General features: G+C 59.5%; 26 protein-coding genes. 16 read left to right on the plus strand and 10 right to left on the minus strand.

The features are described from left to right. Positions 1–52 precede the first annotated feature (52 nt). The 8 genes from PSJ8397_RS03980 (at position 53) to PSJ8397_RS04015 (ending at position 8,742) form a co-directional block, all read left to right on the plus strand. Positions 53–778, plus strand: a complete 726-nt coding sequence (locus tag PSJ8397_RS03980; RefSeq protein WP_085863231.1) for a transporter substrate-binding domain-containing protein — start codon at positions 53–55, stop codon at positions 776–778. A gap of 110 nt (positions 779–888) precedes the next feature. Beyond that, positions 889–1,773 (plus strand): ABC transporter permease, encoded by an 885-nt coding sequence (locus PSJ8397_RS03985; protein ID WP_200811285.1) that lies wholly within the window; start codon positions 889–891, stop codon positions 1,771–1,773. Between the two features lie 73 nt (positions 1,774–1,846). Further along, complete coding sequence (locus PSJ8397_RS03990) at positions 1,847–2,659, plus strand: ABC transporter permease (protein WP_085863233.1); 813 nt, start codon at positions 1,847–1,849, stop codon at positions 2,657–2,659. 4 nt (positions 2,660–2,663) lie between these two features. Then, positions 2,664–3,992 carry a glutamine synthetase family protein gene (locus tag PSJ8397_RS03995; RefSeq protein ID WP_085863492.1) on the plus strand — a complete coding sequence of 443 codons (1,329 nt, stop codon included), beginning with the start codon at positions 2,664–2,666 and terminating at the stop codon, positions 3,990–3,992. A gap of 392 nt (positions 3,993–4,384) precedes the next feature. After that, positions 4,385–5,062, plus strand: coding sequence for a type 1 glutamine amidotransferase (locus PSJ8397_RS04000; protein ID WP_085863234.1), 678 nt, complete (start codon positions 4,385–4,387; stop codon positions 5,060–5,062). Further along, on the plus strand, positions 5,059–6,411 hold the full coding sequence (locus PSJ8397_RS04005; RefSeq protein WP_085863235.1) for a glutamine synthetase family protein: 1,353 nt from the start codon (positions 5,059–5,061) through the stop codon (positions 6,409–6,411). The genes PSJ8397_RS04000 and PSJ8397_RS04005 overlap by 4 nt, the downstream gene beginning before the upstream one ends. Beyond that, positions 6,408–7,430, plus strand: a complete 1,023-nt coding sequence (locus PSJ8397_RS04010; RefSeq protein ID WP_085863236.1) for a hypothetical protein — start codon at positions 6,408–6,410, stop codon at positions 7,428–7,430. The genes PSJ8397_RS04005 and PSJ8397_RS04010 overlap by 4 nt, the downstream gene beginning before the upstream one ends. Positions 7,431–7,434: 4 nt before the next feature. Continuing rightward, positions 7,435–8,742, plus strand: a complete 1,308-nt coding sequence (locus PSJ8397_RS04015) for an NAD(P)/FAD-dependent oxidoreductase (RefSeq protein ID WP_085863237.1) — start codon at positions 7,435–7,437, stop codon at positions 8,740–8,742. 400 nt (positions 8,743–9,142) lie between these two features. On the opposite strand, the gene PSJ8397_RS04020 is transcribed toward PSJ8397_RS04015, so the two are convergent. Continuing rightward, entirely contained in the window at positions 9,143–10,105 is a 963-nt protein-coding gene (locus PSJ8397_RS04020) for a LysR family transcriptional regulator (RefSeq protein WP_085863238.1), read from the minus strand. Between the two features lie 57 nt (positions 10,106–10,162). Between PSJ8397_RS04020 and PSJ8397_RS04025 the strand changes: the two genes are divergently transcribed. Then, the gene (locus tag PSJ8397_RS04025) at positions 10,163–10,405 is read left to right on the plus strand and encodes an N-(5'-phosphoribosyl)anthranilate isomerase (protein WP_235000564.1); all 243 of its coding nucleotides are present in this window, start codon (positions 10,163–10,165) and stop codon (positions 10,403–10,405) included. A gap of 43 nt (positions 10,406–10,448) precedes the next feature. On the opposite strand, the gene phaR is transcribed toward PSJ8397_RS04025, so the two are convergent. The 3 genes from phaR to PSJ8397_RS04040 form a co-directional block, all read right to left on the minus strand. After that, positions 10,449–10,985, minus strand: a complete 537-nt coding sequence (gene phaR, locus PSJ8397_RS04030; protein WP_085863239.1) for a polyhydroxyalkanoate synthesis repressor PhaR — start codon at positions 10,983–10,985, stop codon at positions 10,449–10,451. Between the two features lie 167 nt (positions 10,986–11,152). Beyond that, the gene (locus PSJ8397_RS04035) at positions 11,153–11,602 is read right to left on the minus strand and encodes a phasin family protein (RefSeq protein WP_085863240.1); all 450 of its coding nucleotides are present in this window, start codon (positions 11,600–11,602) and stop codon (positions 11,153–11,155) included. A gap of 222 nt (positions 11,603–11,824) precedes the next feature. Continuing rightward, positions 11,825–13,618: a PHA/PHB synthase family protein gene (locus PSJ8397_RS04040; RefSeq protein ID WP_085863241.1), complete on the minus strand. Its 1,794-nt coding sequence runs from the start codon at positions 13,616–13,618 to the stop codon at positions 11,825–11,827. 159 nt (positions 13,619–13,777) lie between these two features. Between PSJ8397_RS04040 and phaZ the strand changes: the two genes are divergently transcribed. Continuing rightward, entirely contained in the window at positions 13,778–15,085 is a 1,308-nt protein-coding gene (phaZ, locus tag PSJ8397_RS04045; protein WP_085863242.1) for a polyhydroxyalkanoate depolymerase, read from the plus strand. A 125-nt stretch (positions 15,086–15,210) separates the two neighbouring features. Here the strand turns inward: phaZ and PSJ8397_RS04050 are convergent, their stop codons facing one another. The 4 genes from PSJ8397_RS04050 to PSJ8397_RS04065 all read right to left on the minus strand — a co-directional run bounded on the left by PSJ8397_RS04050 (position 15,211) and on the right by PSJ8397_RS04065 (position 19,135). After that, positions 15,211–15,921: an alpha/beta fold hydrolase gene (locus PSJ8397_RS04050; protein ID WP_085863243.1), complete on the minus strand. Its 711-nt coding sequence runs from the start codon at positions 15,919–15,921 to the stop codon at positions 15,211–15,213. Between the two features lie 101 nt (positions 15,922–16,022). Continuing rightward, positions 16,023–16,901: an alpha/beta hydrolase gene (locus PSJ8397_RS04055; protein ID WP_085863244.1), complete on the minus strand. Its 879-nt coding sequence runs from the start codon at positions 16,899–16,901 to the stop codon at positions 16,023–16,025. Continuing rightward, positions 16,891–18,234 (minus strand): MFS transporter, encoded by a 1,344-nt coding sequence (locus PSJ8397_RS04060; RefSeq protein ID WP_085863245.1) that lies wholly within the window; start codon positions 18,232–18,234, stop codon positions 16,891–16,893. The genes PSJ8397_RS04055 and PSJ8397_RS04060 overlap by 11 nt, the downstream gene beginning before the upstream one ends. 154 nt (positions 18,235–18,388) lie before the next feature. Continuing rightward, on the minus strand, positions 18,389–19,135 hold the full coding sequence (locus PSJ8397_RS04065; protein WP_085863246.1) for an alpha/beta fold hydrolase: 747 nt from the start codon (positions 19,133–19,135) through the stop codon (positions 18,389–18,391). A 338-nt stretch (positions 19,136–19,473) separates the two neighbouring features. Here PSJ8397_RS04065 and thrS point away from each other — a divergent pair, with 338 nt between their 5' ends. From thrS to PSJ8397_RS04090, 5 genes are all read left to right on the plus strand, one after another. Beyond that, on the plus strand, positions 19,474–21,423 hold the full coding sequence (gene thrS / locus PSJ8397_RS04070) for a threonine--tRNA ligase (RefSeq protein WP_085863247.1): 1,950 nt from the start codon (positions 19,474–19,476) through the stop codon (positions 21,421–21,423). Between the two features lie 219 nt (positions 21,424–21,642). Beyond that, positions 21,643–21,945, plus strand: coding sequence for a BufA1 family periplasmic bufferin-type metallophore (locus tag PSJ8397_RS04075; protein ID WP_085863248.1), 303 nt, complete (start codon positions 21,643–21,645; stop codon positions 21,943–21,945). Between the two features lie 73 nt (positions 21,946–22,018). Further along, positions 22,019–22,867, plus strand: coding sequence for an MNIO family bufferin maturase (gene bufB, locus PSJ8397_RS04080; RefSeq protein WP_085863249.1), 849 nt, complete (start codon positions 22,019–22,021; stop codon positions 22,865–22,867). Continuing rightward, on the plus strand, positions 22,864–23,604 hold the full coding sequence (locus PSJ8397_RS04085; protein ID WP_085863250.1) for an HvfC/BufC N-terminal domain-containing protein: 741 nt from the start codon (positions 22,864–22,866) through the stop codon (positions 23,602–23,604). The genes bufB and PSJ8397_RS04085 overlap by 4 nt, the downstream gene beginning before the upstream one ends. 10 nt (positions 23,605–23,614) lie before the next feature. Continuing rightward, positions 23,615–24,154 (plus strand): DoxX family protein, encoded by a 540-nt coding sequence (locus tag PSJ8397_RS04090; RefSeq protein WP_085863251.1) that lies wholly within the window; start codon positions 23,615–23,617, stop codon positions 24,152–24,154. Here PSJ8397_RS04090 and PSJ8397_RS04095 read toward each other — a convergent pair. Together PSJ8397_RS04095 and PSJ8397_RS04100 are read right to left on the minus strand one after the other, a co-directional pair. Continuing rightward, a complete protein-coding gene (locus PSJ8397_RS04095) occupies positions 24,151–24,513 on the minus strand; it encodes a hypothetical protein (RefSeq protein ID WP_085863252.1) in 363 nt (120 codons plus the stop codon). The genes PSJ8397_RS04090 and PSJ8397_RS04095 overlap by 4 nt on opposite strands. Next, positions 24,513–24,866 (minus strand): arsenate reductase family protein, encoded by a 354-nt coding sequence (locus tag PSJ8397_RS04100; RefSeq protein ID WP_407691735.1) that lies wholly within the window; start codon positions 24,864–24,866, stop codon positions 24,513–24,515. The genes PSJ8397_RS04095 and PSJ8397_RS04100 overlap by 1 nt, the downstream gene beginning before the upstream one ends. Before the next feature lie 134 nt (positions 24,867–25,000). Between PSJ8397_RS04100 and PSJ8397_RS04105 the strand changes: the two genes are divergently transcribed. After that, positions 25,001–25,207 (plus strand): cold-shock protein, encoded by a 207-nt coding sequence (locus PSJ8397_RS04105; RefSeq protein WP_085863253.1) that lies wholly within the window; start codon positions 25,001–25,003, stop codon positions 25,205–25,207. The last annotated feature ends 11 nt before the right edge of the window (positions 25,208–25,218 follow it).

Below are 25,218 nucleotides of genomic sequence, written 5' to 3' on the forward strand. Positions count from 1 at the left end.
CAGGGTGCCGCAGTCAAGACGACAAGACGTGTCACCCAACAGGAGAACTCACATGAAATATTTGGCAACTGCAGCCGTCGCAGCCCTGCTCACGGCAACCACCGCCATGGCCGATGGCCATTCCGTCGTTCGCATGGGCACCGAAGGCGCCTACGCCCCTTGGAACTTCCTCAACGACGCCGGCGAAGTCGACGGTTTTGAACGTGAGCTGGGCGATGAGCTCTGCGCGCGCGCTGAACTGACCTGCGAATGGGTCACCAACGAATGGGACAGCATCATCCCCAACCTGGTGTCCGGCAACTACGACACAATCATTGCAGGCATGTCCATCACAGATGAACGTGACGAAGTCATCGACTTCACACAAGCCTACACTCCAGCTGATCCGTCCTCCTACCTCGCCTTGTCCGCAGACACCGAAGTCGAAGGCGGCGTGATCGCGGCCCAAACCGGGACCATTCAGGCGGCATTCATTGCCGAACAAGGCTGGACCGTGGTTGAATTTGCAACCCCGGAAGAAACCATCGCCGCCGTGCGCAACGGCGAAGCCGACGCTGTGCTGGCCGACAAATCCTTCCTGTTGGGCGCCATGGACGGCTCTGACGAGCTGGTGATGCTGGAACGCGAAGAATCCATTGGCGGCGGCGTCGGCATGGGCGTGCGCGAAAGCGACGCAGATCTGAAGGCCGCATTCGATGCCGCCATCACCTCCATGAAAGAAGACGGCTCCCTCAACGCACTGATCGTGAAGTGGGAAGTGGCGTCCACGTTCGAATAATCGAACCAACGCAGAACGATCCGGTCCGCGCCCCCCGTTTGCGGTGGGGCGCGGACCCTTCCTTCATCTGACCCGAAAAACTCAATTCCAAAGTATCCACAGGCGACCCCATTTTTAGCTATTGCACAGACCCCTCCGCCCTCGAAGGCCTGACATGGTTGTCGTGCTACCTGACCACGGGCAAGCACATGGGGTTCTATTGGTCGTTCCTGACAGTGCTCAGCCTGCTGGCCATCACCGCACCTTTGTCGCTGTCCTTTGGCTTTGGGGGCGCCGTGGCCGCCCGCAGCCGGATTGCCCCATTGGCGTGGTTCGGCAAAGGCTACATCGCCATCGTGCGCGGTGTGCCTGACATCGCCTTTTTCCTCTTTTTCGTGATCGCGCTGGATCAGGGCATCGAATACTTGCGCCATCAGGTGCTGTGCCCCGACTGGCCCGACGCCATCCGCCAGGGCAATGATTTCCTCGTCTGCCCCGAAGCAAAGATGCCTTTGGGCAACGCGCCCCAATGGCTTCATGAGACATATGGGTTCTTCCTCGCCGTCTTCACTTTTGCCATTGTCTTTGGGGCTTTTGCCGCCAACGTCCTGTTCGGCGCCATGCGCGCTGTCCCAAAGGCGCAACTTGAGACGGCAGAGGCCTACGGCATGACCCGTCGCCAAACCTTCTGGCGCATCATCGTTCCGCAAATGTGGGTCTATGCCCTGCCTGGGTTGGGGAACCTGTGGATGGTCCTGATCAAGGCCACACCGCTGTTGTTCCTTTTGGGGGTCGAAGACGTCGTCTATTGGGCGCGTGAACTTGGCGGTACGAAAACCCCTCGCTTTACCGACTACCCCCATGGGGACTGGCGCATGTGGTATTTCCTTGTGCTGCTGATCTTCTACCTCGCCTTCACCCGTGTCTCGGAAATTGTGCTCGATCGGCTGATGCGTCGCCTGACCCGCGGGCAGGCCACAGCCGCCGGTGAGGCCCAACGCAAGGCCGCCGCATGACCAAATTTTTGCAAAAAATTTGGCAGCAGAGTTTTTCCAAAACTCTGGCGCCCCCAGAGAACGGACACGCCTGATGGAAGAGTGCCTGAACACCATCGCCCAATACGGCCTGCGCTCCATCGGGATCGGGGAACGTTTGTTGCCGCGCAGTGATTATACCCTCTGCCAACAGTTCACGCTGATCGGCTCCGGCATGATTTGGAACATCTACTTTGGCACTGTCGCCCTGCTGGCAGGGTTTGTGCTGGCCACGGCCGTGGCCTTGGGCAAAGCGGCGCGCAACCCCGTGATCCGGAAGGCCTCCGAATGGTTCATCTTTCTCTTCCGCGGCTCCCCACTCTTTATCCAATTTTTCTTCGCGTATTTCTTCTTTCTGAGCCTCAAAAGCCAATACGCCTTTTTTGACCCTTTCACCTCTGCGTGGCTGGGCGCGCTGATCGTGCTGTTTCTCAACACCTCCGCCTATACCGGCGAAATTTTTTATGGCGCGCTTCAGTCCATCCCCAAAGGCGATACCGAAGCCGCCGACGCCTATGGACTGGCGGGCTGGTCCCGTTTTCGCCGCGTGATCTGGCCCACGATGCTGCGTCTGGCGTGGCCCGCCTACACGAACGAGGCGATCTTTCTGTTCCACTCCACCACTCTGGTCTTTTTCACCGGCTTTCCCGCCTGGCAACAACGGGGCGACGCTCTCTATTATGCGAATTTCTTTGCCGACAAGACGTTCAATCCCTTCGTGCCCTACCCCATTCTGGCGTTCTATTTCATCCTGCTGACCTTGGTGGTTATCGGCCTGATGGGTCGCATCGGCAAACGTCTGAACGCCCACCTGCCGCAGGATGTCAAACGCCCCCGCGCGCGGTTTTTGCCTCAAATCATCCGGTGACCCCATGACATGGCTGCACGATCATCCGCACATCAAAACCATCCGCGTCGCGGCCTCTGACCTCAACGGGGTGGCGCGCGGCAAACGCATCCCCGCACGGTTCGCCCAGAAAATCGAGGACGACGGCACCCGCTTTCCGCTGTCTGTGCTGAACCTCGACATTTGGGGCGAAGACATCGCCGGATCGCCTCTTGTGTTTGAGGCCGGCGACCCAGACGGCGTGGCCTTGCCCACCGACCGTGGCTTTATACCCATGCCATGGCTCGACAGCCCCACAGCGCTTTTGCCTATGTGGATGTTTCGCGAAGATGGCCGCCCGTTTGACGGCGACCCCCGCCATGCCCTGAACGCCGTCCTCAAACGCTACGCCGATCGCGGCCTGACACCCATCGTGGGGACAGAACTTGAATTCTACCTTGTCGATGACAGCGGCAAAGATCTGCAGGTCGTCCCCTCGCCCCGATCCGGCAAACGCCGTCCAGGCGCTGAGATCCTCAGCCTGCGCGCACTCGATGCCTTTGACGGGTTCTTCACCAAACTTTACGACGGGGCCGAAGCGATGGATATCCCCGCCGAAACCGCCATATCCGAGGCTGGGTTGGGCCAGTTCGAAATCAACCTCTCCCACGGCCCTGCCATGAAGGCCGCCGATGACGCGTGGCTGTTCAAACTGCTGGTTCGGGGCCTCGCACGGCAACATGGGTTCGCGGCCTCGTTCATGGCCAAACCCTATGCCGAGTATTCCGGCAACGGCATGCATGTGCACTTCTCCGTGCTGGACGAAAACGGCACCAACATCTTCGACAACGGTGGGCCAGAAGGCACTTCCGCCCTGCAGCACGCGATTGCGGGCTGTATGAACGCCCTTGCGCCGTCTGCCTTGATCATGGCGCCCCATGGCAATTCCTACGACCGTCTGGTGCCCAATGCCCACGCGCCCACGTCGATCTGCTGGGCCTATGAAAACCGCACCGCGGCGATCCGCGTGCCCGGTGGAACGCCCGCGGCCCGCCGCATCGAACACCGCGTTGCAGGTGGCGATGTGAACCCATACCTGATGCTGGCCGCCATTCTGGGCGCCGCCCTGACGGGCATCGAAGACGCGGCCCCCCCGCCCAGCCCGATCACAGGCAACGCCTACGACCAAGACCTGCCGCAACTGCCCGATCGATGGACCACCGCAATCGACGCCTTTGAGGCAGACCCCACAATCGCGCGCATTTTCCCGTCCGAGCTGATCCGCAACCTTGTTGCCACCAAACGACAAGAGGCACAGGAATACGCTGGCCTGTCAGACGAAGAAAAAATCGACCTCTACCTCGACACTGTCTAACGGCGCCGCAACCCGTGCCTCGGTCCAGATGACAATCCGCTGCGCGCGGCGCATGGATCCGGTGCCCTACGACCGGCCGCCCCAATCATACGCCTCTCCCCACAACTGCGTTAAGGTTAATGCAGGCCCGATCAAAGGCCCTTCGCACACAGACACCACCCAACGCATCACCCTGCCCGCGCCCCACTCTCGCCAGATCCAACGGCCACGCGCCCGACGAAGCCACACGATGAACCTCAGCGCCTCCGTGTCCGATAAAACCCTCTCGGCGGCGTCCCCCCTTCATCTGACCCGAAAAACTCGCCCCGCAGGGCCGGCCCACCATGCGACGCCCCGCTTGCGGGTCCCGCACCATGGGTCTAATCTGGACGCACCCAAACCACAGGTGCTTCATGAAAATCGGTATTCTGCAAACAGGCCACGCCCCGGATGAAGTGCGCGCTGATCTTGGCGACGTGAACGACTTCTTCATGCGCCTTCTGGAGGGACAAGACTTCACCTTCGAAACCTTTGCAGTGGTTGATGGCGACTTTCCCGACGCCGCCGATGTCTGCGACGGTTGGCTGATCACCGGATCCAAACATGGCGCATACGAAGACCACCCGTGGATCCCACCGCTGGAATCGCTGATCCGCGACGCTTATGCCGCCGCCATCCCCATTGTTGGCATCTGCTTTGGCCATCAGATCATCGCGCAGGCCTTGGGCGGCACCGTTGAAAAATTCGATGGGGGCTGGGCCGTGGGACGGCAGACCTATGATTGGCAAGGCACCGAGGTCACCCTCAACGCGTGGCATCAGGATCAGGTCACAAAGGCCCCCGCAGACGCCACCACCTTAGCGTCCAATGCCCATTGCGAGAACGCCGCACTCGTCTATGGCGACCGCGCCTTTACCGTGCAGGCCCACCCTGAATTTGTCGACGACATGGTCCGTGGCCTGATTGAAGCGCGCGCAGGCACCGTCCCGCCGGACCTCATCGACCGGGCCAGATCCAACTTGGGCAAAGGGACAGACAACGCACAACTGGCCGCACAAATCGGCACATTCTTTCGGGAAAAACGGGTATGAGTTGGCTGAACAAAATCCCGCAGGCCGCCCGCGATTACCTTGATCAGAATCGTTTGGATGAGGTCGAGTGCATGATCTCGGATTTGCCCGGCATCGCCCGCGGCAAGGCAGTGCCTGCGGCCAAGTGGGAAAAACAAACCCAATTTCATCTGCCCGAATCCATCTTCTTTCAGACCCTCACAGGCGGCTGGGGGGAGGCTGCAGGCGACGATGGCTTTACCGAACCGGACATGATCCTGAAGCCTGATTATGCCACAGCCACGGCCGCCCCGTGGACCGAGGACGGCACACTTCAGGTCATCCATGACGCCTATTCGCGCAAAGGCAAACCCATTGAATTCAGCCCCCGCAACGTGCTGAAACGCGTGGTCAAACTCTATGAAAAGGAAGGCTGGACACCGGTTGTGGCCCCCGAGATGGAGTTCTTCCTCGTGGCGCCCAACACCGACCCCGCCAAACCGATTGAGCCGATGATCGGCCGCTCTGGCCGCCCTGCTGCCGCCCGCCAAGCGTACTCGATGACGGCCGTGGATGACTACGGACCGGTGATCGACGACATCTATGAATACGCCGAAATTCAAGGGTTTGAGATTGACGGCATCACCCAGGAAGGCGGCGCGGGCCAGTTGGAAATCAACCTCAACCACGGCGATCCGGTAGAGCTGGCAGATCAGGTCTTCTACTTCAAACGTCTGCTGAAGGAGGCCGCGCTCAAACACAATTGCTTTGCCACGTTCATGGCCAAACCGATCGAGGATGAACCCGGCAGTGCGATGCACATCCACCACTCGATCCTCGACAAAGATGGCCACAACATCTTTTCTGGCCCTCAGGGCGGCGAAACGGATGCGTTCTTTCAATTCATCGGCGGGCTGCAAACCCACCTGCCGTCCGTCGTGGCCGTCATGGCGCCCTATGTGAACAGCTACCGACGTTATGTCAAAGATCACGCGGCCCCGATCAATCTGGCGTGGGGCCGCGACAACCGCACCACGGGCATCCGTGTGCCCCTGTCGGATCCAACGGCACGGCGCATCGAAAACCGGCTGGCGGGGATGGATTGCAACCCCTATCTGTGTATCGCGGCCTCATTGGCGTGCGGCTATCTTGGGATGAAACAGGAACTCTGGGCTGAAAAACGCTTCGAAGGCGACGCTTACGATGGGGACGGCGATCTGCCCCAAGGCCTCTATGCCGCGCTAGAGCTGTTTGACGCCAACACCGCAATGCACAAGGTTCTGGGCCCCGATTTCGCCCGCGTTTATTCCATCGTCAAACGCGCCGAATACGAAGAATTCCTGCAGGTCATCAGCCCGTGGGAGCGTGAACACCTCCTTCTTAACGTATGATCCGGCTGGCGTTTTTGGGTGTTGTTCTGGGCGCGGGCCTTCTTGCCTATCTGGGCTTTGCGGTCATGCGCAGCAGCGGAGACGCCCCTGCCCCCACCGCCGAAAGTGCCCCGACCCCCGAAATAACCGAGGCCGCTGACCAACCGTCCGCCGCCCCGCGCAGGGTCTTTTTGCAAGGCGAAGATCTGAGTAACGGTATGCTCGTGCTGGTCTTGCACGGCGCGGGCACAGGTGGCGCTGATCTGGTCGTCACCGACCGTGACGCTTTGATGGCCGCGCAAGACAGCGCTTGGGTGACCGAAGGCGATACACCCATCGCCACGCTTTACCGCGATGACGCCACCGCCCTGACCGTCACGGGCGACGCAGAAAATGCTGATCTTTCCACCCTCACCGCCGCGGCAGATCCGCTGATCCAGATCGACGACGTCTATGACGATTATACCGCCTATTTGGATGCGTTGACGGCCATCGCTGCCGATCCTGACTTTGCCCTTTTGGGTCATGCCGACGTGCACCCTGCCCCGCAACAAACCCCGTCTGCAACCTTGGTCCTGCCCACGATCACCCGACCTGCCACACAATCCCTGAATGTAGAGACCCACACCGCCCTTGTGTCCGCCCTGGTGTCGGATGCGCTGCCTGCGGGGACCACGCTGAAGGCGTTGACCATCACCCCGCTGGGCGCACCCATCGTGATTGATGCAGACAACGGGCGGGCCGCCACAGCAGGCGGTGCCGAAATTCCATTCCCTGAGGTGCAGGTCTACTCCGTGACGGCAACGCTGTCTGGCACAAGCGATTTGTCTGACGAAACGCTGCAATCCCTGACCGACCAAACGACGTTGACGATCGACTACACCGACGAGGCCCGCGCCTTCATCGCCCGTCTTGGCCTGCCCTGCGCCGACTGCTTTGCGATAGCCCCCAAGGGCGACACCTATACCGAAGCGACCATCACGACCCGTCAGGCGGAGGCCTATCCCCTGTCCTATTACGACCTGCGCGAAGCGCCCTGATTCCATGTCGAACCCGCTCTATCGCAACGATCGTCCCGCCACCTTCCCCGACAGCTATTATGCGGCCACGGCACAGATCCCGACCGAACGCGCGGCCCTGCGCGGCCAGATCCCTGCGGACGTCTGTATCGTGGGTGCAGGTTACACCGGCCTTATGGCCGCACTTGAACTGGCCGAGGCTGGAATGGATGTCGTCGTGCTGGACGCTCACCGCGCAGGCTGGGGTGCATCGGGGCGCAACGGCGGACAGGTCGGCAGCGGGTTCAACAAAGATCAACGCTGGCTGTCCGCGAAACTGGGCAGCGGGCCCGCCCGCGCCCTATGGGATCTGACCGAAGAGGCCAAGGCGCTGCTGATCGAACGGGTCGCCCAACACGCCCCCGATGCCAACTTCAAACCCGGCATTGCCCTTGGCGCCTACGACGCGGTTGAGGCGCGCCATCTGCGGGACGAAGGCGAATACCTGCGCCGCACCTACGGTTATGAACACGCCAAACCGCTGACCCGCGACGCCTTTCAGGCCATCGTCAAATCCCCCAACTATCAAGGCGGGCTGTTGGATCTGGGCGCGGGTCACATCCACCCGCTCCGTTATGTTTTGGGGTTGGCCGCCGCCGCCGAACGTGCGGGTGCGCGGATTTTTGAACGGTCCGAGGTCCACCGTATCGACCAAGGCGACCCCGCCACCGTCGCCACAGGCCATGGCCGCGTCACAGCACCCTTCGTGATCTTGGCTGGCAACGGCTATCTGCCGAACCTGAACCGTCATGTGGCTGCGCGGACCATGCCGCTCAATTCCTTCATCGCGGCCACAGAACCTTTGGGCGCGCGCGCACAGGACATCCTGACCCAAGACATCGCCGTGGCTGATGACAAATTCGTCGTCAATTATTTCCGCCTGTCCGAGGACAAACGATTGCTGTTCGGAGGGCGTGAAAATTACACGGTCGCCTTTCCGACCAACATCGAACCGGCGCTCTCCCAACGCATCGGTGCGATGTTTCCGCAGATCAAAGGCGTCAAAATTGACTACGTCTGGGGCGGCACCTTGGGCATCACGCCCACACGATTGCCGCTGATCACCCGTGCGGCCCCCAATATCCTGAGTGCGGGGGGATTTGCCGGCCACGGCGTGGCGCATTCGGGGTTTGCGGGCAAACTGATGGCCGAGGCCGTCCGGGGACAGGCGGAACGCTTCGATGTGTTCGCATCCCTGCCCGTTCCGGCATTTCCGGGCGGCACGATGCTGCGCGCACCGCTGCTGGCGGCTGCGATGACATGGTATAGCCTGCGCGACCGCCTCGGGCTGTGATTTCGGTCACCTGACTGTCCAGATTGCCCTTCGGCGCACAACTCAGGGTGGAGAAAGAAACTTGACGCGGAGGTAAGGCATTTGCTAGCGTCAATCATATGAAATGAAAAACTATTTTTAGTGAAACTGAAATTTGCAGATACCTTTGCCCACCGCATCTTATTGGCGCCGGATATCTCCACGGACTGCGTCATCGGACGTCGCCGCAACGGTGACGTCTTTGCATCAAACGTCACGAAAGATTTGGGCGCCCACCCCTCTTTCACCCCCTAAACGCGAGCACTCCCTGTTCGGATTCGCGTTTTAGCCCCGCATTTGTCGGCGCCAATGTCCCAGTATCCAGTCTTAACAAGTGTAATTGGCCACGGCGAATGCGGGGATCTTGATCCCTCACTTCACGTCACAGAACCCGCATTTTTCCGTCCAACCACGGGGCATCCTCAAGGGCTGGCTTTACCACGCAATCAGTGAGAATGCGGCGCAACTTTAGGGCCATTTGGTCTGGCATGTCGCCCAATGCGCCCCGTCGCGCCGTCAATGAAATGCGACGTGACACCCCCTCGAACGGCAAAGGCACCAGATCAACACTCTCGCGGAACCGCTGCGCGCGAAGCCATCCCAAAGGCGTCAGGATCGACCAGCCAGTCCCCGCGGCCACCATCGCCATAATCGCGTGATAGCTGTCCAGTTCAAACCGCCCCGCCAGACGCACGTTCTGACGTGCCAAGTGATCTGCGATAATGCGGCCCATGTGGTGTCTGGTGGTATATTGTATCAACGGAAGTCGCCGCAACTGACGCGCGACATCCCCTTGGGCCAGCACGCCTTTGGGGACAGCCGCCACAAAGGGCTCTTCGAACAAAGGGTGGATTTCCATCCAATCTGCCGCCACACCGATTTCACTGGTGACAATCACATCCAGACTGCGGGTTTCCAGCAGATCATGCAGCTGATGAGAGGCGCCAGTTTCCAGCAGAAATTGACACGACTTCAAGGCCTCTCCCATTTCGCTCAGCAAACGGGGGGTGACGTTCGCGTCGAAGTCCTCAATCATGCCCAACCGCAGCCGTGTCAGGCGGCTCATGTCTGTCAACGCCAGATCAGAGCGCGCCATCTCGGCCTCATTCAGGATCGCATTGGCACGGCGCAGGAAAATCTCACCCGCGGGGGTCAGGCTGACCGGGCGGGCGGAGCGATTGAGCAAGGCCGTGCCCAGCGCCCCCTCAAGCGAAGTCAACTGCTGGGAGACGGTCGCCGCCGAGGTTTGCAGGCGCTTTGCGGCACCCGAAATCGACGTCTCTTGCGTCGTGGCCACGAAGACTTCGATGTTCCACAACGTGATCCGCCCGTTAGATTGTGACATAACAGACCCTCCTGCCCCTTTAATGGTCAATTAACCAAACTGCGGCAAGGTTTGAGGATGACCTACCAAATCACCGCCCCCAGAACCCGGGTCCATGGCAACATGTGGCTTCACCAGATTTTTCAGTGCCGTGCCGCCGAAACTGGCGGCATCATCAAACGTCAGCTGCATGATGTCGAAAAAGAAGTGGGGCTTGGTGTGCTGATCCACGAAGTGAAACGTCGCAATTTCCGCCTGCTGCGGACAAACGCCCATGTCATCATCATCTGTGACCCCGGCCCGATCCGCGTGCTTGTCTAAAATTCCGGAATTTTAGACCCTGTAACAAAATTCCGGAATTTTGTTATTTCCCCAGCTTCGACAGTTTTTCCTGCAACGCGGCCAGTTCGGCCTTTATATCCGCCAGGTCTTCGCCACTTTCTTTTGGCGCCTCGGCTTTCGGCATCATGCCGCCTGTCATCGCTTTCATGAACGCCTCTTGTTGGGCGCGCATGGCTTCAAATCCGGGCATCTGGGCCATCGGGTTCATGGACCCCATGTTTTCCATCATCTTGGATTGGCCGCTTTGCAACATCTCGAACGATTGAGCCAGAAACTGCGGCACCACGGACATCGACTGCGACGTATAAGACCGCACAAGATCGGTCAGCACGTCCACGGGCAGCACACTTTCGCCACGGCTTTCGTGCTCCGCGATGATCTGCAACAGATATTGCCGTGTCAGGTCATCGCCGGATTTCAGATCAACGATCTGCACCTCACGGCCCTCCCGGATGAAGGTCGCAATGTCTTCCAACGTCACATAATCGCTTGTCTCGGTGTTATACAAACGCCGGCTTGCGTATCTTTTGATCAGCAGGGGTTGTGATGTCTTGGCCAACGGGCGCCCTCCCAAGCGGTGCTGCACTGCAAAGAAGCCTAAGCCGCGTCGCAGCAAAAAGAAACCGCTAAAAGCAAAGACCCCACCGTTGGGAGGAACGGTGGGGTCTTATAAAAACGTCGGCGCCTCAGGTTGGGAGGAGATCGGCGCCTGGCGTTTAAAACCAATTACTTGGCAGTCGCGGCTTTCTTGGCGGCAGCTGTCATGTCGTTGGTGGCTTTCTTGGCGGCAGCGGACATGTCTTCGGACATATCTTTGCCAGCGGCCATCATCAGTTCCAGCGTTTCTGTCTGGACCTTCTTGGCGATCTCGGCAAAGGCGGCCATGTGCTCGGCTGCGGCTTCGGCGGAGGCCGAGGCGAAGTCGGTCATGGATTTGGCGTAGTCAGCTGGCTCTGTCTTGGCTTTGGACAGGTCTGTCATTTTGGACAGTGTGTCCTGGGCCCATTTGGCGCTCAGCTCAGTGGATTTCTGTGCGGCGTCAATGGTCACGGAGGACAGCTTTTCAGTCAGGGTCGCCTGCGTTTTGTACGCATCTTCCATGGCTTTCGTGTCTACGGGGAATGCGCCCATCATGTCTTTCATGACAGCGGTGAAGTCTTGTGTCTTAGCAGCCATTTGATAGCTCCTTAAAATCTCGATACCGGAGTATTCCGGTGTTTCTGCAACTGCATCCTATCTACATGCTGCAGCGCGGCATTTCAAGGTTTTTCTGCAGTGCAGCAAAAAAGGGCTGAAACGCGGGAGATCCCCCATAACCCTTTGCAAAGACTACAAAATAGACAGAATGCTCCGTCCGCCCTACACGTTTGATCAGATTTTTTTCTGTCGAAATACCCGCTATGCGGGCAAAACATAGGTCCCAGGGGCGGGGGAAATGGGGGGAAATGTCTTTGACCCAGGCGCCCGCGCGGGCACCATCTTACCGGATTTGCTAGACAGCCATTTGTCCCACATCGGCCACCATGACCCCTCATGCGCCTGCGCGCTGGCCTGCCAGTCCTCTGGGCTCAAGCTCAGATCATCGTTTGTCCAGTGGCCGTACTTGTTCTTGGCAGGCGGGTTCACGATGCCCGCAATATGCCCGGAACCAGACAGAATAAACGTCTTGTCCTTGGACCCCATCTTTTGCACGCCGCGGTAGGATGATTTCCACGCCGCAATGTGATCGGTTTCACAGGCAATGGCGCACAAGGGCACCTCAACATCGCCGATCTGTGCCAGACAACCCGCCACATCAAACCCGTCCCCGCTGGCAAAACGATCGTCCTGACACAGCCCCCGCAGGTATTCGACCGCCATTTTCGCAGGCAGGTTCGTGCCATCCCCGTTCCAATACAGCAAATCAAACGCCGGTGGGGCCTCGCCCATCATGTAGCTGCGAATGGCAGGTTGATAGATCAGGTCGTTGGATCGCAGATAGGAGAACGTCCGGCTCATGTAGAAACTGTCCAGATAGCCGTCGCGGGTGACCTCTGCCTCGATCCCGTCGACAAAATCTTCCTCCAGGAACACGCCAACCTCCCCTCGGTCGGAAAAGTCCGTCAGCGTCGTAAAGAACGTGGCCGAGTTCACATCATCCAGACCGCGCTGTTTCATCACCGACAACGTCAAAGACAGCGTGGTGCCTGCAATACAGTAGCCCACCGCGTTCACTTTCTTGACGTCGCAAATCTCTTTCACGGTGCTGATCGCGGTCAGATACCCATCCTCGACATAATCAGACATGCCGATGTCGCGATACGTCGCATCCGCATTGACCCAAGACACCACGAACAAAGTGTACCCCTGATCGACGAGCCATTTGATCAGCGAATTCTGAGCCTTCAGGTCGAGGATATAGAACTTGTTGATCCAGGGCGGAAAAATGATCAGCGGTGTCGCATGCACCTTTTCAGTGCTCGGCGCATACTGGATCAGCTCAAACATATGGTTGCGAAAAACGACCTCTCCCGGGGTTGTCGCCAAATTCTCCCCCACGGTGAAGGCGTCTTTATCGGCCAGTGAGACGACCAATTCACCGTCGTTCGCCTCAAGATCGGCGATCATGTTTTCCAGCCCTTTGACAAGGCTTTCGCCCTCGGTCTCAACCGCTTTCGTCAAAGCATCGGGGTTTGTGGCCAAAAAATTGCTGGGCGACAGCATGTCGACAATCTGGTGGCTAAAATATTCCAACCGTCGTTTGTCCGCAGGCTCCAGCCCCTCAATGCCACCCAATGCGCGATCCACGGCCTGCGCGTTCAGCATGTACTGCTGTTTAAGGTAGTTGAAATAGGGATGCGTCTGCCACAACGGGTTCTTAAATCGCTTGTCTGTGGGCGTGGGGTCCTGTGGTGCGGACAAATTGCCCTGCGCCAAGGCCTGTTGCGCGTCAACAAAATGTTGCAACGTGGCGCCCCAATAGCCCACCTGCTGCTCAATCAGCTTGGAGGGGTTTTGCATCATATCCTGCCAATAGGCCGCCCCCGCCTTGGCATAAAGATCAGGGCTGGGCCCTTGCAAATCTTGTGGCACAGATCGTTTCGACGACATCACCGTCATCAACCGCTGGGTCAAGTCTTGGATGCGTTCCATGTTCTGTTCCAGCGCAGGCAGGGCCGCCTGTTCAGCATTTGTTGTGGTTTTGTCGGTCATATCTAAGGTTGCCCTGTAAGGATTCGGGTGTATTGTGCAGTTGCAGCATTGCATTCGTGTGTACAACACTACCGCAAAATGATCACTGCGACCAATGCGTGTGGAACGAGGCCGCTATGTGGCCTGCCCATACCGCCCAATAAATGCGAGGCATACCAGATGCGATACATGGCGACATACGACCTGATGGAGACGCTGCGCAACACCAATGAATGGCTGGGCGCCACCGCCCGCGCCATGGCCTCCTACCCCGCGGTGGCCATGTGGCCCAATCCCGCAATGGAAATGATGCGCGCCTGGGGTGAGGTGACCGAACGCAGCTTTGCCCGCATGGTCGCAAAACCCGATTGGCACATCGACAGCCTGACGGCGGAGGACGGCAAGGACCACCTGGTCACCACCCGCAAGGTCATCGAAAAACCGTTCGGCGATCTGATCCACTTCCGCGTGGCCAGCCGCCACGACCGCCCACGCAAGGTGCTGTTGGTCGCACCGATGTCGGGTCATTACGCGACGCTGCTGCGCAAAACTGTGGTCTCTCTGCTGCCCGATTGCGAAGTCTACATCACCGATTGGCACAACGCCCGCGATATCCCCGTCAGCGCCGGTAAATTCGACGTCGAGGATTACACCCTCTATCTCGCGGAATTCATGCGCGAACTGGGCCCAGACACCCACGTGATCGCCGTATGCCAGCCGGTGCCGCTGACCCTCGCGGCGACGGCCTATCTGGCGGACGATGCGCCAGAGGCGCAACCGCGGTCTCTTACCCTCATCGGCGGCCCCGTGGATCCAGACGCCGCCCCGACAGAGGTCACGGATTTCGGCCACTCCGTCACCATGGGCCAACTGGAAGAAACGATGATCCAACGGGTGGGATTCAAATATGACGGCGTGGGCCGCATGGTCTATCCCGGCCTGTTACAGCTCGCCTCCTTTATTTCCATGAATGGCGAAACCCACGCCAAAGCCTTCCAGAACCAGATCATGGCCGTCGCCAAAGGCGAAGCGACCGAGCACAACAAACACAACATCTTCTACGACGAATACCTCGCCGTGATGGACATGACAGCGGAATTCTACCTCTCTACTGTGGAACGGGTGTTCAAAAACCGCGAAATTGCCCGCAACGAATTCACCATTGAAGGTCGCAAAGTCGATTTCGGGAAAATCACCAATGTGGCGGTGAAAATCGTCGAAGGCGAACAGGACGACATCTCAGCCCCCGGTCAATGTCTGGCCGCCCTTGATCTTCTCACCGGATTGGATGACAGCAAAAAGGCGGCTCACCTTGAACCGGGTGCCGGACACTACGGCATCTTCGCTGGCAAAAGCTGGCGCAACAACATCCGTCCGCTGGTTCTGGATTTCATCGACGCCAACGCCTCGGGCCCAGCAACGTCCAAAGGCCCCGCCACGGTCGCAAAAGCCAAAAAACCCGCCAACAAGAACCGCAAAGCCGGCTAGAACCACGGCCGGCCCTCCCGGCGCGCGGCCTTGGTTTCTTTGGGTCAAAAATACCTAAAACACGCCCCTACAAACAAATCCTTCATCTGCGGCGACGTTGATCTAAAATTCCGGAATTTTAGATCCTACCGCAAAACCAAAGGCTGACGCATCCAGTCAAACAGGGCCTCGGTGACACCTTCAGGCTCTTCCAGCATCGTCATGTGTCCCGTGTTTTCCAAGACCGACAGCTTGGCATAGGGGATCAATTCAGCCACGAACTCTTGCCGTTTCAGCGGCACCACCTGATCTTCGGCCCCTGCCAAAATCAACACAGGCTGCGTGATCTTGCGCAGTGTCGCCTGCTGATCGCGACGCCGCTGCATGGCCCGTTCCTGGCGGGCATAGATGTCCGGCCCAAGGGACAATGCCATTTCCTGCAAATCCGTCATCGCCTGCGCACGGCGCGGCCCTTGGCCCACATATCGGGGCAAAAGATCGGCCTCCAACAGCTGCTCAAACCGGCCTGCTTTGGCACCGATCATCCGTGGCTCACGATCGGCGGCCTCTTGCGGGGTGTCCATCAGCGCATTGGTGCCCAACAGCGCCAAGCGGATCACGCGATCGGGCGCCCGCCGGGCCAGCTCCAGCGCGATACAGCCGCCCATCCCGTGCCCGCACAGTGCGAATTTCGACGGCAAGCTCGACAACAGACCAGAGGCGATCTCCTCCAACCGGTCGCCGGTACACACCGGCGCCACCGTCACCGGCCTCTCATAGCTCATCACCGTCAGTTGCGTCGTCCAGACCCGTGCGTCGCACATCAGACCTGGCAATAAAACAAGGGGTTCAACCATGGTGGCCTTTGTCAGAAATTTTAAATTGCCTGCAGGTTGGATTGTTCATGGCTGGCCCGCAGACGCAACCCTCTTTTGCCCTGACCGCGGATCAAAAAAGATCAGTCGAGCGTACGCGCCCAGCGCAAAATCCGCTCCGCCAGCGGGCTGGTCTGTTCGGGGCTGAACACGTCGCCCGCCATCACATGCCCCATTGCATCGTCATTGCGCCCTTTGACGAGGATATCTTGTGTCACCGACCCGCCCCACCTGCGCATCACGGATTTCGTGCGCGCTGCACTCACGACCTCATCTTCTTCGCAAAAGGCGAAATATGCAGGGGCCGTGATCGCATCCACAGGGGCCGCAACCGCCGCGCGCACCGCATCGGCCATCGTATAGACCGCTTGGATGTCGTATTTCACCGTCCACAAGGCCGCATGGTCGGGCGACACCGGCTCGAACGACCGCTCCCGTCCAGCCACCAGAAAGCCCCACCGCCGGATGCCCGGCAGCTGCAACACCCACTGCACAAGCCCATGCGCCAGCCCGAAGTTGGGGGAGATATGGACAACCCCCGCCACGTCCTCCGCCCGACCCTGCGTGGCCAAATACTGCGTGATCAAAGTGCAGCCCGTGGAACAGCCCATGAGGATGATCTGCTGTCCCAGCGCACGGCCAATGGCCACCGCTTCGGCCACGTCTGCCTCCCAGTCAGGCAAGCGCGCGCGCCCCATCGCAGCGCCGTCCTGCCCATGCCCCGTCAGGCGCGCAAAATAGAGGTTCGCGCCCAGCCCTTCGGCCACCAGATCGGGCAAAGGCCGCACCTCTGCCCCCGTGGCCGAAAACCCATGGACATAAACAATGGCCAAAGGCGTCCGCGCGGCCCCATCGGCCCAGACCACTTGTTTTTCGCATCTAGGTCGCACACCACCTTCCGCGTGTTCGCGCGTCTGCAACCAGCCGTCCAGAGCCTCAAGCGGGGGCAGATCAAGCGCCATGCAACACCCTCCGCGCAACAGGCTGATAAACCGCAATCAGCAAAATCGCAGAGACCGCCAGGATGCCCGCGGGCACCAACGTCACCGCCCAATGCAACGCATCAATTGCCTGTGCGGTCTGCTCCACCCGGCCTTGCGTTGTCTCAACCCAGCCATTGGCGTTCAGGATCAAGCCCAGCACCAATGGGGCCACCGCATTGGCCGCCTTCTGACCGAACAGCCAAATCGCGGAAAACGCACCTTCAATCGCCTCACCGGTCTGTGCACGCGTCACATCCATCAGGTCCGGATAGATTGCCCACGGGATCTGCTGATAGGATCCGTTCGTCATCCCCGCCAGCACAAACATGCCTGCAACGATGGTCACATTCACCGATGGCAGCACGGCGTATAGCCCGTACAAAAGCGCGACATATGCCATCAGCCCCACAAACAGCGCCCCCACCTTGCCCAGTCGGGCAGAGGCAAAGACCCAGCCCGCCTGGCTCAAAATTGACCCCACGGTAAAGGCGGCAAACATCAGGCTCAGCACGGTCAAGGCCGCAGCGGCCCCCGACAACGGCGTGTCGCCCGTGTCAGCGACCAGATAGATCGCCGCAAATGGCAAACCGGCCGTGATCAGCGCGATGGCCAAAGTCATCACACCATAAAGCACCGCCAAAAGAACAAACGCGCGGTTTGACACAACCAGCGACAGCATCCGTACCGGGCTTATCGAAGACGGTGTATCAATGCGCGGCGCACGCCGTGTGGCAAAGACCGACAACCAGATCGCCCCTACGATCAGCGGGCTCACGGTCAAGGCCGCCACGCTGTACCCAGACCCCGCCGCGATGCCAGGGATCAACGCGCCGCCCACCAGAATACCGACACTGGCAAACCCCATGCGCCACGCAGTCATGGCGGATCTCTCCTTGGGGTCCTGCGTCACCTCTCCGGCCATGGCCCCATAGGGAATGGCCACCATGGTAAAGCCCAAAGTGGCAATCATGAAAAAGCCCAAGACCCAAGGCAGGGCTGCGACGCCCACCAGACCCTCGGGCGTGGAAAACAGCCCCACCATACCCGCGACAAGCACCACAGCACCGGCCACCATCCACGGAGCACGCCGTCCCCAGCGGGTTTTCGTTCGGTCGCTCAAATACCCCACAAGGGGGTCCGTGATCATGTCGAAAATCAAAACCGCCGTTGTGGCAAATCCCGCCACGTCCACCGGCACGCCCAAAACGGACGTCAGATAGGCAAACACCAACAGCTGTTTGACCACCACAAAGACGACCACACCCATATCGGCCAGGCCCCAGCCCGCCTTTTGTCCCAAAGATAACGCCATCACCCGCTCCTCCCAAAGCTTTGACAGCACTCTAGGCACCTTCGGCCTGTAGGTCATAGCGAAACGTCAGGTCACGCCCAAAACTGCATCGATGTTCAACGCAGACAAAGGCGCGCCGCACTCACAAGCAACGCCCATGTGCCCGCGCCCGACATCACCTGTCCGCCGCGGCCAACACCTCTGCCAAAGCCTGTTCAATCACCGGCAGGCAGTCGGGTGCAGAAAACGAATGATCCGCCCCCTTCACCAACGTCAGCCGCGCGTCCTCACACCTTAGATGCTCCAACAACCGCGTGCCCCAGGCAACCGGCACCGACGTGTCCGCTGTTCCCTGCACAAGGCGCACAGCACATGGCACCTCCAACGGGTCGCGCAGGACCAACCTGTCCCGCCCGTCCTCAATCAGGCGCTTGGTAATAATGTAAGGCTCGCCATAGTCTGACGGCAGTGCAACACGCCCTTCGCGCATCAACTTGGCGCGCATCACCTCGTCAAATCCGGCCCAAAACCCGTCTTCGGTGAAATCAGGCGCCGCCGCAATACCCACCAGCCCTGCGACCTTGTCGGGCATCGCCCGCGCCACCAGCAGCGAAATCCACCCGCCCATGGACGAGCCAACCAAAACAACCGACCCTTTGATCAGCCCGATGATCGCACAGGCGTCTTCAAACCAATCGCCAATGCAACCGTCAGTAAATTCACCGCCACTGACCCCGTGACCGGAATAGTCGAACCGAATGAAAGCGCGCCCCTGCCCGCGCGCCCATTCTTCCAGAAACAGCGCCTTTGTGCCTTCCATGTCGGACTTGAAACCGCCCAGAAACACCACCGTTGGCCCCGTACCATCTGTGTGGTGATAGGCAATCTCGCGCCCCTGCTCGGTCACCATGCGTTGTTCCATGTCATATCTCCTCGCTCAATTCCCCGCACCCTAGCCCGCAGCCGCTTGGGCGTCTAACCCCCTGAGGCCGGTTTGCGGATCTCCACCGATTCATCCGGCATTAAGATTAACGCCCCCAAAAGACAGACACACCGCCCCCGCTTCTTTGGGTCAAAAATACCTAAATCCAACAGCCGCCACACCGCACTGCGAGATCAGGTTCGACACCACAGCCCAAAGCCCTATACAGCCCCGCATTTTACGCCCTTGACGCAGTGCCCCCCCTCGGCCAAAAGACGCCCCACACATACCCGCAACCGGGCGCTTGGTGGGCGCCAAACCGACGAGGAGCCAACACTATGGCCGACCAAATCTCCCTTACATTTCCTGACGGCAACGCGCGCGATTATGACGCCGGCGTCACCCCCGCTGAGGTCGCCGCCTCCATCGCCACCTCGCTGGCCAAAAAGGCCATTTCGGCCACGGTGAATGGCCAACACTGGGATCTGCAATGGCCGATTGAGGCCGACGCCCAGATTGCCATCAACACCATGAAAGATGAGGCGCCAGCGCTTGAACTGATCCGCCACGACCTAGCCCACATCATGGCCCGTGCGGTGCAGGACATATGGCCCGACACCCAGGTCACCATTGGCCCCGTGATCGACAACGGCTGGTACTACGACTTCGACCGCCAGGATCCCTTCACCCCCGAAGACCTCGGTTTGATCGAAAAAAAGATGAAAGAGATCATCAACAAACGCGACGCCGTCCGCACCGAAGTCTGGGATCGTCAGGTCGCTATCGACTACTACAAAGACCGTGGTGAGCCTTATAAGGTCGAATTGATCGACGCCATTCCGGGCAACGAACCCTTGCGCATGTATTGGCACGGGGACTGGCAAGACCTGTGCCGTGGTCCGCACCTGCAAAATACGGGGCAAGTGCCCGGCGACAGCTGGAAACTGATGTCCGTCGCGGGCGCATATTGGCGCGGTGACAGTGACCGCGCCATGCTGCAACGCATCTATGGCGTGGCCTTCCAGAATAAGGAAAAGCTGCGCGAATACCTGAACTTCCTGGAAGAGGCCGAAAAACGCGACCACCGCAAACTGGGCCGCGAGATGGACCTCTACCACATGCAGGAAGAGGCCCCGGGCCAAGTCTTCTGGCACCCCAACGGCTGGATGATCTACACCCAACTGCAAGACTACATGCGCCGCAAGCAACGCGCCGGTGGCTATGTTGAGGTGAACACCCCCCAGGTCGTGGACCGCAAATTGTGGGAGGCCTCGGGCCACTGGGAAAAATACCAGGAAAACATGTTCATCGTCGAAGTGGACGAAGAACACGCCCGTGAAAAGGCTGTGAACGCGCTCAAGCCCATGAACTGCCCCTGTCACGTGCAGGTCTACAATCAAGGCCTGAAATCCTACCGTGACCTGCCGCTGCGCATGGCGGAATTCGGGTCCTGCAACCGCTACGAACCCTCTGGCGCGCTGCATGGCATCATGCGCGTGCGCGGCTTTACCCAAGACGACGGCCACATCTTTTGCACCGAAGAACAAATCGAATCCGAGACGGCGGAATTCATCCGGTTCCTGTCGGAGGTCTACAAAGACCTCGGGTTTGAGAACTTCAGCGTCAAATTCTCCGACCGGCCCGACACCCGCGCCGGATCGGATGAGGTGTGGGACAAAGCCGAGGCCGCCCTGCTGTCCGCCACCCGTGCGGCCGGAATTGAACCCGAACTGAACCCGGGCGAAGGCGCGTTCTATGGCCCCAAACTGGAATTCGTGCTGACCGACGCCATCGGCCGTGACTGGCAATGCGGCACGCATCAGGTGGATTTCGTTCTGCCCGAACGTCTGGACGCAACCTATATTGGCGCGGACGGCGAAAAGCACCGTCCGGTCATGTTACACCGCGCCACCCTTGGCAGTTTTGAGCGTTTCATCGGTATCCTGATCGAAGAACACGCGGGCAAGCTGCCGTTCTGGCTGGCGCCCCGTCAGGTTGTCGTGGCCTCCATCATCTCGGACGCGGATGATTACGTGCATGAGGTCGTTGCCGCCCTTCAGGCTGCAGGCGTGCGCGCCGAGGCCGACATCCGCAACGAAAAGATCAACTACAAGGTCCGCGAACATTCACTGGGCAAAGTTCCCATTATTCTGGCCTGTGGTGGCCGCGAGGTCGAAGAGCGCACCGTGTCCGTGCGCCGTCTTGGCGAAAAGCAAACCTCTGTAACAGGTCTGTCGGCCATCGTGGATGAGCTGTCAAAATCGGCCACGCCACCCGATCTTTTGTAACAAACCAGCCTTTTGAAATGTTACAGGCCCGCGCTGCGCAGAATGATGCCGCCGCGCGGGCCTTGTTTTTATGGGATGTTTACCAGAACCCGCTTAACTGGACCTAACAGCGCCGTGAAACACGACCCCGTGAATGGCTTGTTAAAGAATGATCAGCCTAATGTAGGTCAGTCGCCAAGTACGGCGCGTTTACTGCAACTGAATAACGGGAACTCACCAATGTCCAAGACAACCACCACCCTCGCCCTTGCTGCATCCGTCGCCACAGCCATCGCTGGTCTGAGCACAACAGCACACGCCCAATCCAACGAGAAATGCTACGGCGTCTCGCTTGCTGGCGAAAACGACTGCGCCGCAGGCCCAGGCACAACCTGTGCAGGGACATCCACCGTGGACTATCAGGGCAACGCCTGGACATTCGTTCCAGCCGGCACCTGTGAAACAACGTCCATCACCGACGCCGCCGACGGTGTTGATCGCATGGGTTCCCTGGAAGAGCTGGACCGCGACATCCCGGCATAAGCCACACCCTTCGTGTTTGTGACAAAAAGCGCCCATCCTGATAGGGTGGGCGCACCCCATAAGGACCTGCCCGATGTTTGACGCAACCAGACCCAACCTTCCCCACCGTCCGGGCGTCGGATACAAGGCGCAGCATTTCAACGATATCATGGCCGATGCGGGCCCTGTGGGCTGGCTGGAAATTCACGCCGAGAATTACATGGGAATGGGCGGACGACCCCTGGCCCAGCTACGGCATCTGTCTGAAAAGTTTCCTTTTTCTGTCCATGGCGTCGGCCTCAGCATCGGCGGCGAAGGCCCGCTGGACGCCGACCATTTGGCACGGCTGAAGCATCTGTGCGACTGGCTGAACCCCGCCAGCTTTTCCGAACATCTGGCGTGGTCGACCCATGACAGCGCCTTTTTGAACGATCTTTTGCCCCTGCCCTACACCCAAGCAACCGTCAAACGCGTGGCCGACCACATCGATCAGGTCCAATCCACGTTGGGCCGTCAGATGTTGCTGGAAAATCCGTCCAGCTATCTGGCGTTTGAAGCCTCCGACATGTCCGAAACCGACTTTCTGGCCGAGGTCGTCGCCCGCACCGGCTGTGGCTTGCTTCTCGACGTGAACAACGTCTTCGTATCGGCGACAAACTTGGGCTATTCCCCGCAAGGCTATATCGACGCCTACCCCCTTGATCATGTTGGTGAAATCCATCTTGGCGGCCACGATGAGGACGAGGATGAGACCGGTGCCCCGCTGCTGATCGACAGCCACGGCGCCGAAGTTGTTGATCCTGTCTGGGCGCTGCTTGACTATACCTTGGCCAAGACCGGACCAAAGCCGCTGCTGATCGAATGGGACACGGATGTCCCCGAATGGTCTGTGCTGGCCGATGAAGCCAAACGCGCCGACGCCGCATTGAACGTAGTGGCATGACCAGCCCGCAAACAGACTTTCGCGCGGCCCTGCTTGACCCGCAGGCGCCCCCTCCGCCCGGTGTTGAAAACCCTGACGGCACCCCCGCAACCAAACGTTTTGATGTCTATCGCAACAACGTGGCCGTCAGCCTGACCGATGCGTTGGAGGCCGCCTTTCCGGTCGTCCACAAACTCGTAGGGACAGATTTTTTTCGCGCCATGGCAGGGGTTTACCTGCGCGCGCATCCGCCCACTTCACCGCTGATGATGTTTTACGGCACCCAGATGCCGGAGTTTCTAGCGGCCTTTGGCCCCGCACAATCGGTGCCTTATTTGCCCGATGTCGCTCGGTTGGAACTGGCCCTGCGCCACAGCTATCACGCCGCCGACGCAGCCCCCGTTGCCCCCGATGCGCTCGGTCAGCTGCCGCCCGACACGCTGCCCCATGTCACCTTTGCCTTTGCGCCTGCTGTGCAGATCGTGCCGTCAGACCACCCCCTGCGGGACATCTGGTGGTCCAACACCCACGATCCGATCCCTCAGATCGTTCAAACCTCGCAGCCCACCCTTATCACCCGTCCGGACTTCGACCCCGTGGTCGATGCCCTGACACCCCCCCAAGCCGCCGTAACCCGCGCCCTGATGCAAGCGGAGCCCTTGGGCGATGCCTTGCGCCATGGCGGGGCCGCATTTGACCTTGGCCCCCTTTTGGGGCTGCTGTTGGCGCGCGGGGCCATAACCTCCCTCAAGACCTGAAAGAAGACCCATGATTGCCCTTTATGACCGCACAGCTCACGCCCTTGACCGGTCCGCCGACACGATCCTGCCCACGCTGGGCCGCTTTGTTTTTGCAGCCACCCTGTTGATTTATTTCTGGAACTCCGCAGGCACCAAATGGGGCGGCACGCCGTTCACCCCCGACATTGGCGGCTACGCCCAGATCTTTCCAAAAGTGATGGAGGCCGTGGGCTATGACATCAGCCAGATGTCCATCTTCCACTGGGCCGTCGTCGTGGCAGGCACCTTGGCCGAATACATCCTGCCCCTGTTGATCGTGATTGGCCTGTTTACACGCCTCTCAGCCCTCGGAATGATCGGCTTCGTCGTTGTGCAATCGCTGACGGATCTTTACGGCCACGGCGGGATTGAACATGCCGAAACCGTTGGCGCGTGGTTCGACAACCTGTCGAATGGTGCGATCTTGGATCAACGGGCGTTCTGGGTGTTCTTGCTCGTGGCCCTTGTGCTCAAAGGGGCCGGGCCACTGTCCGTAGACCGTCTGCTGGCCGGGCGCCGCGCCAGCTAGAAATGCGCCTTGTCCTCGTCGGGGCGGCCCGCAGCGACCGCCAACAGCCCCCCGACCCCAGCAAAGCCAATGGGGAACATCGTGGCCACGTTGAACCCAAAGGCCGCATAAAAGGCAGCCGCCCCCAAAAGCATTGCGATCCCGCCCCACAGCGCGCGGGATTTTGCCATGGCGCCGCCCGCTATGCACAACAGCGGCGCGATAAAGCTGGCAAATTGCACAAACGCCGGATTGTCGAACAACGACAGATCTGCCTCAGGCACGCGGTTGGAAAACTCCACCGCGGCAAAGCCAAACAAGCCCACGAAAATGCCGATCAACCCGCCGATCAGCCCCAAAACACCCGCAGCGTTGCGCATTATTTGACCTCCAACGCGGTCTGAACCTCAGCCGTCCAGCCCTGATGCCAGACCCCATTGTCCTCAATCACAGGGCGTTTCAACAATGTGGGGTGCTTTTTCAACAACGTGTCCAGATCCAGAGATTGTTCCACCTCGCTCAGGCCCCGCCACGTGGTGGACCGCTTGTTGATCACCGCCTCTCCAAAGGCCGCGACCATCGCCGCGCGGTCGGCGTCGCTCACGCCATCGGCGCGCACGTCGATGACCTCAACCTCTCGGTCCGCCAATGCTTTCAGCGCTTTGCGACAGGTATCGCATGTTTTTAAACCAAAGAACCGCATGGTTGCCTCCCGATTAATCGTTGCGTGCATGGGGCGGCGATCACCCAAATGTGCGCGCTTTTGTCATTTGCCTTTTGCACAGTTGCCCTAAGGTTAAGGACAGTACCGGCGTCAGATGTCATGTGACCCCCCTGCCGCCAAAGATCAAGTGAAGGAGACGGATCATGCCAAAGGGCACCGTGAAGTGGTTCAACACAACCAAAGGCTACGGCTTTATTGCACCGGAGGACGGCGGGTCGGACATTTTCGTCCATATCTCAGCTGTAGAACAATCGGGCATGACAGGCCTGGCCGATGACCAACCCGTGGAATTTGACCTGATCGAAGGCCGCGACGGGCGCAAAATGGCCGGAAACCTGAAAGCCGTCTAAGGCACGTTCAC

Origin of the sequence: Pseudooctadecabacter jejudonensis, from assembly GCF_900172275.1 — a bacterium.
GTDB lineage: Bacteria > Pseudomonadota > Alphaproteobacteria > Rhodobacterales > Rhodobacteraceae > Octadecabacter > Octadecabacter jejudonensis.